Annotated in this window: 10 protein-coding genes; 5 read left to right on the top strand and 5 right to left on the bottom strand. The window is 70.2% G+C overall.

Annotated elements, in window-relative coordinates:
- On the top strand, positions 1-193 hold a 193-nt coding region (locus tag ABT078_RS41905; RefSeq protein WP_351237636.1), incomplete at its 5' end, for a hypothetical protein.
- 818 nt (positions 194-1,011) lie between these two features.
- Here the strand turns inward: ABT078_RS41905 and ABT078_RS41900 are convergent.
- Together ABT078_RS41900 and ABT078_RS41895 are read right to left on the bottom strand one after the other, a co-directional pair.
- Complete coding sequence (locus ABT078_RS41900) at positions 1,012-1,533, bottom strand: NUDIX domain-containing protein (protein ID WP_351237634.1); 522 nt, start codon at positions 1,531-1,533, stop codon at positions 1,012-1,014.
- 92 nt (positions 1,534-1,625) lie between these two features.
- The gene (locus ABT078_RS41895; RefSeq protein ID WP_351237632.1) at positions 1,626-2,303 is read right to left on the bottom strand and encodes an LbetaH domain-containing protein; all 678 of its coding nucleotides are present in this window, start codon (positions 2,301-2,303) and stop codon (positions 1,626-1,628) included.
- 1,209 nt (positions 2,304-3,512) lie between these two features.
- Here ABT078_RS41895 and ABT078_RS41890 point away from each other — a divergent pair.
- From ABT078_RS41890 to ABT078_RS41875, 4 genes are all read left to right on the top strand, one after another.
- A complete protein-coding gene (locus ABT078_RS41890) occupies positions 3,513-3,794 on the top strand; it encodes a hypothetical protein (protein ID WP_351237630.1) in 282 nt (93 codons plus the stop codon).
- Positions 3,791-4,735 (top strand): helix-turn-helix domain-containing protein, encoded by a 945-nt coding sequence (locus tag ABT078_RS41885; protein ID WP_351237628.1) that lies wholly within the window; start codon positions 3,791-3,793, stop codon positions 4,733-4,735. The genes ABT078_RS41890 and ABT078_RS41885 overlap by 4 nt, the downstream gene beginning before the upstream one ends.
- A gap of 616 nt (positions 4,736-5,351) precedes the next feature.
- Positions 5,352-6,116 (top strand): PIG-L family deacetylase, encoded by a 765-nt coding sequence (locus ABT078_RS41880; RefSeq protein WP_351237626.1) that lies wholly within the window; start codon positions 5,352-5,354, stop codon positions 6,114-6,116.
- A gap of 222 nt (positions 6,117-6,338) precedes the next feature.
- Positions 6,339-6,803 (top strand): type II toxin-antitoxin system Phd/YefM family antitoxin, encoded by a 465-nt coding sequence (locus ABT078_RS41875; RefSeq protein ID WP_351237624.1) that lies wholly within the window; start codon positions 6,339-6,341, stop codon positions 6,801-6,803.
- A gap of 43 nt (positions 6,804-6,846) precedes the next feature.
- On the opposite strand, the gene ABT078_RS41870 is transcribed toward ABT078_RS41875, so the two are convergent.
- The 3 genes from ABT078_RS41870 to ABT078_RS41860 all read right to left on the bottom strand — a co-directional run bounded on the left by ABT078_RS41870 (position 6,847) and on the right by ABT078_RS41860 (position 9,003).
- Positions 6,847-6,987 (bottom strand): hypothetical protein, encoded by a 141-nt coding sequence (locus tag ABT078_RS41870; protein ID WP_351237622.1) that lies wholly within the window; start codon positions 6,985-6,987, stop codon positions 6,847-6,849.
- Positions 6,988-7,156: 169 nt separating this feature from the next.
- Positions 7,157-7,300: a hypothetical protein gene (locus tag ABT078_RS41865; protein ID WP_351237620.1), complete on the bottom strand. Its 144-nt coding sequence runs from the start codon at positions 7,298-7,300 to the stop codon at positions 7,157-7,159.
- 749 nt (positions 7,301-8,049) lie between these two features.
- Positions 8,050-9,003 carry an immunity 49 family protein gene (locus ABT078_RS41860; RefSeq protein WP_351237618.1) on the bottom strand — a complete coding sequence of 318 codons (954 nt, stop codon included), beginning with the start codon at positions 9,001-9,003 and terminating at the stop codon, positions 8,050-8,052.
- Positions 9,004-9,149 lie beyond the last annotated feature (146 nt).

The raw sequence follows: 9,149 nt of genomic DNA, 5'->3' as shown, positions 1-9,149 counted from the left end.
GCACGCGGTGGGCCGGATCGCGGACATCACGGCGGACAAGCACATGGAGGGCGTGCGGCTCACCCGCTGGCTGCTCTCACCCTGGGGCATAAATGCCCCTATTGAATTCCGCCTTTCGGCGGAATTCCGCAGGAATTCGCCTGTCGGCGAATTCGAGGCGGTTTGGGATAAACCCCTTCGGGGTTTATTGTGAGCGGGGTTTAATTGCCTTTCGGCAATTCTGGTTGTGGGTTTTTGAAAGCCTTTCAGGCTTTCTTGGATTCCCGCGTTGCGGGAATTGATGGAGTGTTATGTGGGGGTGCATGTGACGGGGTGTCCGCCGGTGGCGGACACGCGGGGGCCGGGAGTGGGGGCCCCTGTCGGGGCCCGAGGCTCGGGGGGTGTTTCAAAGTGGAGACGTGGCTAGAGTCTGGGCTCACGCCTGGCATCCCCTGCCTGGTAGGCAGGGTGACAGGGTATCGGACGGCGTAGCGGGCCCCTGTCGGGGCCGAGGGGGTGTGGTGGTGGGTGACAGTACCCGTACAGCAGTACCGGGTACAGGGAACCGGAGCACTCCCCGCGCGGTGCGCGGGGAGTACGGGAGGGGTACGCGAGGGGCGAGGCGCGGAGCCCTGACGGGCCCGCGCTGACACACAATCAGGATGCTCGAACAATTCACGGGCGATAAACCGCCGGCGCAGGAATTCAGACACCGCCTGACGGCCGAAAAACGCGACGCCAGAATTCACGCACAGGCACACGATCGAGGGAGCCAAGAATTCCCGCGACACCGAACCTGACGGCGCGCCGGAAGCTCTGAATCTGACGACACGTCACACATGCTCGGATGAAAACCAAACCCCACCAGAAACACGAAAACCGAGACCAGGGAAAGGGGACAAGAAAGGGGCGAGAAAAAGAAAAGAGCCCCTTACGGGGCCCTTTCTGGCGCACTTTCAGATTGCCAATTCAATTGCGAGGGCGGTGCCCATCAGAAGTGCTCCGGCGGACACCGCCCTTATACCCCACCCTTCAGGAAGTAGGGGTGGTGGCGCCCACGTCGTGAGTTTCGACGTAGCCGTCACGGGGATGGTGACGGGCGGTGTAAGCAGCTGCCAGGCGGGCGTAGTTGGCCGGGATCATCTCCGCCTCCCAGTCGGCCAGGGTGCGCACGTCCCATCCATCGTGCTCATCCGCGTCCAGCGCAATGGCGCCCAGCTGGTTGGGGGTGAGGGTGCCACCGTCGAAGATGAACCCGATCCGGGGCACCGTCCATGCCTTGTCAATGGTCGCGAAGTGGGTGAGCAGCAGCGGCCGGGCGCCGGTGAGGACGATGCCGGTCTCCTCGCGGGTCTCGCGTACGGCGGTCTCCCACGGTGTCTCTCCTGCGTCCATGACGCCGCCGGGAAGCTGCCACACTTCCCCCCTATTCGGGGAGCGCAGGCACAGAGGCCGGTCCTCGGTGTCAGTGAAGAACATCGAGGCGTAGACGATCGCCTTGGGGACTTGCTGGATGTACTCGTGGCGGGGCAGCCACGTGGTGGGGCGGGGCATGGCGTTGTTCCTTCCATCGAGGTGGGTACGGCCATGCGGCCCGTGCCCCGGGCGCCCGGTGTCCGCAGCGCCCAGGGCACGGCCCGCTCATGTCAGCGGACGTGGCTGCCAGCGGGGAAGAACCCGCCGATCTGCCCGCGCGGGTACAGGATGGTGCCGGGGCCGATCAGCGTGCCGGGCTGGAAGACCGTCCCTGCGGGGACCGCGAGGTTGTCGGCGATGACCGCACCGAACTTGGTCTGCCCTGTGCCGACGCGCCCACCGCCGACGAAGACGCTGATCTCCTTCGTGGCAGGCTCCGTGACCCGGCCACCGTCGATGCGCAGACCCGTGGTGCAGACGAACGCGCCAACGTTGACGTGACGGCCGATCACCGAGTCGCCGATGAACCCGGCGTGCTTCATCCGGACGTCAGACACGAGCAGAGAACGGGTGATCTCCGCCCCGAACCCGATGTGCGAGTTCGGCCCGATGATGGAGTGATCGCGAATGCGTGCGCCCGTGGCGATGACCGTGCCGGGGCCGATGTAGGCGGGGCCGTCGACGATCGCGCCGCTCTCGATGACAGCACCCTCACCGACCACAACCTGACCACGGATCACCGCGCCCGGCTCGATGGTGCCACCGTCGGAAGGCTGGGTGCTTCCCGAAAGCAGCACCGCCATAGCGTGCTTGATGTCGAACACAGTCGCGCAGCTGGTCAGCAGACCCTTGATGAACTGGTCATCGACCCCGGCCACGTCGATGAAGTACGCGGGCTCAATGGACACGTGAACTCCTCTGAGAGTGGGTGTTCTCGGTTTCGCTGGCCGACTGCCACCGCCAACCAACAAGACAACTATACCCTTCATCAGTCACACGCGTCCAGTGGAAACAGCACCCCCGAAGAGCAAACCCCGCAGGCCACAAAGGGTTTCACTCGCCGGGGCGGGGCACGGTGCGGGCCGTGCCGCCGCACCTCTGACGCGGAGCGACAGAGGCAAGGGAGACGGCAGCGCGGAGCGAGGGAGCAGGGCGCGGAGCGTCCTGGGCGACCGACTGCCGGATCCCGCAGCGCGTGAGAGCGCGTAGCGCACGGACCGGGGGCCGCGAAGCGGACAACCGGGCACGCGTGCGTGGTCCGAGGGAAGCGCAGCGGACCCGGACCACTGCGCGCGCGGGAAAGCGCAGCGCACCGCGCGCCCCACCCGGCGGCACGGACCGCGCCACGCCCCGCCCCGGCGAGTGAAAGAGCAGGGTGCTGCGCCCCACCCCACCCAGTACCCAGCACAACGCCACACCCCCAGGGAAAGAACGAGCGCAGCACCCCAACGGGACTACGCCCGGCCGCAACGGGGCTCCGGCCCGGCCGACCCTGCGCCCAGGCCGGAGCGACACCACAGCAGCACGCACGGGGCCGGCCGTTGGCCGGCGCGGGGACTGCTCCCTGACGGGAGCAGCAGGAGTGGCGCGGCCGGGCCCCTGCCGGGGCCCGGGACACCAAAGGTACGGACCGGGAGTGATCCCCTGCCTGCCGCTGGCAGGCAGCGGCTGCTCCCTGCCGGGAGCAGCGGGAGAGACAGGGCCGGGGCCCTGACGGGACCCGGGCAGGCCGGGAGCAGCACCACGCGGGGCCCGGGCCATACGAAGGGCGGCATGACTGGGGGACGGCGCAGCAGGAGGACTGCGGCGCCCGGCGGTGGGGGCCGACAAGTGGGCCGGAGTCCGACGGACGGACCTAACCCGGACCGCCGCGCGAGGGCAGCCAGCAGCCGATAGATGTGACCGGATTTTGCCCAGACCAAGGTGTGACCTGCTATGACGCGTACTCGGAAAAGGGACGTCAGTTTGCGGTGCCTGGCGGTCGCGCTGGATTCCCGGGTGGGCTCGCTGCCACCATCGGGGCATCACGGCAGCGGGCCCCACACCGCGCCGCGGGCCGGAGCCGATGCGCCTCCGCCGCCCGCTTTCAGCGCCAATTCCCCTCCCGGAGGCCCATCATGTTCCATCCGCCTGCCCCCGAGCCGCTCCCCGGCCCCCAGCGCGCCCGCGCCCACACCCCTGTTCCGGAGCACACCGCCGACGGCACGGGGCAGCACGGGCGGCTGGCCCCCGCCGAGGCGGCCGTCGTGATCGCTCTCGTCGGCGCCGTCACCGTGCTCGCGGTAGCCCAGCGCCCCCTGCCGGCCGTCCTGGTCGCCCTGTGCGCGGCCGCCGGCGCCCTGCTGATCCGGCTGCCCGCCGCCTGCCTGCTCGGACGCTGCACCGGAGGCCAGGGATGACCCGCCGCCCGGCGCCCGGCAGGCGCCTCGAGCCGGAACTGCAGCAGCTCATCAACTGGTTGCTGAGGCACAAAGGCGACCGCACCTACGAGGGCCTCGCGCGCCGGTGCCACTACGACCCATCGACGCTGCGACGGGCGGTGGACGGCCGCATGCCCACCCAGAAGGTCGTCGAGGCCTTCGCGCGAGCCGCCGGTGCCGACCCGCGCGAGGCCCTCCGGCTGTTACGCGCGGCACAGTACGGCGCCGAGGCGGCCCAGGTCGCCGCCGCCCGTGCCGGCCTCAAGCCCTACGTACCCGGGCGGATCGCCAGCCTGAGAGGACTGGCCGCGGCGATGCGCCGAGTCCGCCAGGAGGCCGGATCACCCTCCCTGCGCACCCTGGAGAAGAAAGGCGCCGACGACCTGCCCAGAAGCACACTGACCCTGGTGCTGCGCGCACAACGGCTGCCCACCGCCCGGCTCCTCGCAGCGTTCCTCACCGCCTGCCACGCCACCGAACAGGCCACCACGGCACTGACCGCTGCCCGTGACCGCCTCGACCCGCACGTTCCCCCGCCGCCCCGCCCGCCCACCGCCTACCTCTGCGCCGACACCGACCCCGAACTCCAGGCCGCCCTCGAACGCCAAGAGCGCGCCAGAGAGATCCGCACACTCTGCGGCATCGCCCCGGAAGAGGAAGAAGACTGGTACGACCAACAGCTGCGCGAGGAAGAAGCCCGGCTCCCGCCATGGGGCTGGACCGACGCCGAGATCGAAGCCTGGGAAGCCGAAGAAACACCCCCCACAGACGAAGAGGAACAACACCCGCACCCGGCCACCAGCGAATTCCGCCCCATCCACAAGAAGACAGCCGCCCAGGCACCCCGCACCTCACACGACTCACCGACGAAATGGCGAACTTCGGGGTGCCGGAATGCTGGGGTGGCATTTACCGCTTGACCCGTCCGCGGATGGCGAGGCAGGCACGGGGCCGGCCGTTGGCCGGCGCGGGGGCTGCCCCCTGACGGGAGCAGCAGGGATGGCGCAGCCGGGCCCCTGCCGGGGCCCAGGACACCAAAGGTGCGGACCGGGAGTGATCCCCTGCCTGCCGTTGGCAGGCAGGGGCTGCTCCCTGCCGGGAGCAGCAAAGGCCGTGAAGACCGGGCCCCTGCCGGGGCCCGGGTGGGTACGGGCGCGGGCCCGGAACCCTCGAGGCCGCGGTGGGGACACGGAGCAGCGCGGCAGGCGCAGTGCCGACGACGAGACCAGCAGGGGGCGTGCGCGGCACGGGGCCGGCCGTTGGCCGGCTGTGGGAGCAGCCCCCGACGGGGCTGCGCGAGTGGCTGTTCCGGGCCCCTGACGGGGCCCTCGCTTCCCAGGTGCGGCGGGTCGGTCGACAGGGGCGGTCGCGCAGCGGGCCAGTACGGGCAGGCGGGCAGAGGCAGCTGTGGTCGGCGCCTGCCGGCGCCTCGGAAGCGGTGCTGCCCGGGCGGCGGGCGCCGTCAACACCGGCACCCCGGCGGGCTGCCCAACTGGCCTATGATCCGGTCTTCCTGCATTGGAAGGTGACCCGCCCATGCCTGTGCCGAGCCTGCTCGCGGTCTTCGCTCACCCCGACGACGAGTCCTTGTGGTCGGGCGGAGCGCTCGCCCGGCACGCAGCTGCAGGCGCCCGCACCGCCGTGGTCACGGCAACCTGGGCCGAGGACACACCGCGCGGTGCGGAACTGGCCGATGCGCTCCAGATCCTCGGTGCCGGCAAGCCACGCATGCTCGGCTACGCCGACGCGGGCGCACCGCAGTCGGCCCCGGGCAGGATGCGGTTCTGCGACGCACCGCTCGAGGAGACGGTGGGACGGCTGGTCGCACACATCCGCGAGTTCCGCCCCCAGATCGTGGTCACACACGACGCCTACGGCGGACTGACCGGCCACCCCGATCACGTGCACACCCACCGGGTCACCATGCTCGCCGTCCAGGCAGCCGGACTCGACCAGCTCTACCCGCAAACCGGCGACCCCTGGCAGCCAAGCGCCCTCTACCTGGCCACACACCCCCACTCAGCCGTGCCACAGCTCGCCGAGCACCTCACCCGACCGGGCAAGCCCACCATGCACAGCGTCCCGGACGAACACATCGCCGCCACCCTCGACGTCACCCCCTGGCTCGAACAAAAAATCGCCGCCGTACTGGCCCACCACACCGAGGTCCAACGAGGAGCCGTACCCGGCCTGCTCGCCGGCCTTCCGCCGGCCACCCGGAAACAGATCCTCGCCACCGAGTACTACACCCGCCACAACCCCCACCCCACACCAGCCCGCCAGACGGAACTCACCACCTGAACCCCACCACCACGGCCCAGCACCGGGCCCACAACCGGGTAAGCGACCGACGGTGCACCTACGGCGATGATCCGTCGCGGGGCGTGTGCTCCCCGCGCTACCCGGATGACTTGCCCGACCAGTCGGGCCGGCGGGCAAAACGCTGACGGCGTGGGCGCTGTGCACGAATCCGCCGCGATCGCTCGAGGGGAAGCGGCGGGGCGGTCGGTAGCGTCAGGGCGTATGAACAGCATTGAACTGACAGACGCCGTCGATGACTTCGGGCGCCTGGCCGCCCTGGTAGAGGAAACCGGCGAGCGCGTGAGCATCACCGCGGACGGCGAGCTGACGAGCGTGCTCCTCCCGGCAGCCGAGCTGGCCGAACTGGAGCACTGGGCACAGCGGGGCTACGGCCACCTGCTGCCCCTTCCAGATGCAGCACAGCAGAGCCCGCCGGGACCGGAGCAACAGAGCCCGCCAGGACCGGAGCAGCAGGGCCCATACGTTCGGTACGTGCATGCCGACGGAGTGCGTATGACGTTCACCCGGGACCGACTGGTCGTGGCCGAGCTGCGGTCTGCGGACGACCTTGACTGGCTGGAGGAGTGGGCACGCAACGGACGCCAGGGATACATGCACCCAAAGCAGGCAGCGGCGTTCACGGAATTCCTCGCCCGACAACCCCCACACGGCGAGCAGCAGAAATGAGATGCCCGATGTCTGCCACCCACCCCATGACACAGAACACCGCTCACTCCGTACGTGACGAGACGCAGGAATTCAGCCCGTCGACCTCGATGAATCCGACCGAGTCGCAGAGCGCGTCGGCGGCCCTCCGGTCGCGTTCGCCTCCGGGCGGCGCGTCGACGACCACGTAGAGGATCACCGCCATGGCACCAAACCCGACCCCGGGAGCCGGACGCAGGGCGTAGGGCGCACCACCGAGCGACAACCTTCAGACACGGGGCCGGCCGGAAGCCGGCCCGGGCCCCCTGCCGGGGCTTCGCGGGCGGCAGGGGCGGGGGACCACAGGGGCCCCTCGCGGGGCCCCCTTCTGGCGCTCAGGCCAGTTCGAGCTGCTCCACACCGGGTTGGACCGGGCTGCACACCTGTGGCCCGTAGACGACGCTCCACGGGCCCACCGCCGGCTTCGCCTCGGGCGCCAGCACCATCACCACCGGCTCACTGCCGTCCGACGGGATCACCGTCCGGCGGGGAGCTCGGTGCGGTCGAGGGCGGCGCGCAGCGGCGGACAGGGCGGTCCCCAGCGCAGCCAGGCAGTGGCCGGCGACGGTCGGGCGGCTCGACCCCCTCTGGGAAGAGGAATTAGCGGCGCTTGCCCAGCCCGGGAAGGCCGCCGGACACGACGCGCACGCCGCTCCCTGGGACAACACGCCTCTGCGTGGCCAGCTTCGGCTTCATCGACTCAGGTACGTCCCACGCGGACGCGGACCGACGCCCGGGGGACTCCGGGTTCTTCTGCTTGGGCTTCCTCCCCTTCCCCTGCTTGGGCTTCCCCTGCTTGGGTAGGACAGGCGGAGCTAAAAAGAGCTGCTCCGGAATCGGTGGCCGGTCCCGTCGACCACGTGGGGGAGGCGCCGGTGCCGAACTGAACATGACTCCCCCTCAATAGGACTGCGAGGCGTGGGGGGTAATCATGATGCTCCTTTCATGTTGGCTCGGGTAGATCTGGCCCACTGCCGTCCGACGGGATCACCGTCCGGCAGGCCGCATCGGTCCGCTCACCAGGCAGCCACTTCGACACGACGCCGGAAAGCGTCCGCCCGGTCTCCGGGTGCTGCCACGTCACCCATTTGCCGGGCGAGTAGGCCCCGGTGGCAGGCTTCGGTGCCGTGCCGTTGCGACGATCCCGCTGACACGCCTTGCGCACCCGCTCCGGAGTGTCAGCAGCCCCACGGACAGTGCCGTAGACCCCGACGGGCCCTGGATGCCACTACTTGGCCTGCCAGTACCCGAGGTTGTTCTCGCCCGCGTCCGCGGCGCACTGAAGCGCATCCGTTCGGCCCAGAATGCCGTGCGGCAGGTAGCCGGAGCGGACCTCCAGCTCCCACCCGTGCACCTGGACCGCGAGGGCTGCCAAAGCGAGGGTGTCGAGCGGCAGCAGCGTCCGCGGGACGGGGTCCGCGCCGACGCTCTCACGGTGCTCAACGAGCCGGGCCACAAGGGCCTGCTCAAAGGCGCTCCGATCGTCGTCGAGCAGGACGCGCAACAGCCGCTGATCCGGCGTCAGGGAGCTGGCCGCGTCCAGCCGCCCGGCCGCCTCGGCGCGCTCCTGGGCGTCCGGCTTGCGCAGGGGCACGGTCGGCCAGTCGCGGGGCAGGTGCCCGCTCGCCTCGGTCAGGTAGAGACACAGCGCCTCCATCGCGGCCAGATCGGCCGGCTCCGACGTCGACGTCAGCTTCGAGTACGGCACGCCGTCGCGGATCGCGGCCGCGAGGTCGCCGCGCAGCAGCAGTCCCGTGACTCGCTGCCAGTCCCACACCAGGCCGCTGACCACGGCGGCCGCGAACGTGTCGAGCCACGTCCGGGCCGTGGGCGCCTCGTCGACGACGTCGTGGAAGGCGAGCTCCTCGCTCGTCAGCTGCTCGCCGACGAGCGGAAAGGGAATTTCCTGGTCGCCGTTGGGCCAGCAGCCGAGGCTGATCACGCCCAGCGAGCACTCCGCCGTCGTCCTCAGCACGGTGCGCGACTGCTCGTCGAGCGCGGGGTCCTCCAGAGTGCGCGCGGCGACGTGGTCGAGCAGCTCGTCGCCCATCTCCCGCAGCATCCTGAGAGAGAAGGTGTCGTAGCGCATGCTGTGCCACCGGCTGAAAGCCCGCCCTTCGACATCGTCGAGCGCTTGGGCTATGCGCTCCTCGCTCACCTCGTGGCGCGCCACTTCCTGCACGGCTCCGTCCCTTCATGATCGATCCGGCCGAAAAGCGGCACGCTATCAACAGACGACGACACCCCCAAGATCCGACGCAGGGGCTGTGGCCGACGGCGGCGTGGTGGGAGGCGAGCAGGTGGGCGGCAAGGGGATCGCCTGCGCCG

Origin of the sequence: Streptomyces sp. NPDC002133, assembly GCF_040296405.1 — a bacterium.
In the GTDB taxonomy this organism is placed as follows: domain Bacteria; phylum Actinomycetota; class Actinomycetes; order Streptomycetales; family Streptomycetaceae; genus Streptomyces.
Note: the sequence above shows the minus strand (reverse complement) of the source record. Positions and strands in the feature narration are given on the sequence as shown.

What these genes read in the sequence shown, in the direction of transcription:
- ABT078_RS41875 (WP_351237624.1), top strand. Translation starts at nt 6,339, where the DNA reads ATGAACAGCATTGAACTGACAGACGCCGTCGATGACTTCGGGCGCCTG.
- ABT078_RS41890 (WP_351237630.1), top strand. Translation starts at nt 3,513, where the DNA reads ATGTTCCATCCGCCTGCCCCCGAGCCGCTCCCCGGCCCCCAGCGCGCC.
- ABT078_RS41900 (WP_351237634.1), bottom strand. Translation starts at nt 1,533, where the DNA reads ATGCCCCGCCCCACCACGTGGCTGCCCCGCCACGAGTACATCCAGCAA.
- ABT078_RS41885 (WP_351237628.1), top strand. Translation starts at nt 3,791, where the DNA reads ATGACCCGCCGCCCGGCGCCCGGCAGGCGCCTCGAGCCGGAACTGCAG.
- ABT078_RS41880 (WP_351237626.1), top strand. Translation starts at nt 5,352, where the DNA reads ATGCCTGTGCCGAGCCTGCTCGCGGTCTTCGCTCACCCCGACGACGAG.
- ABT078_RS41870 (WP_351237622.1), bottom strand. Translation starts at nt 6,987, where the DNA reads ATGGCGGTGATCCTCTACGTGGTCGTCGACGCGCCGCCCGGAGGCGAA.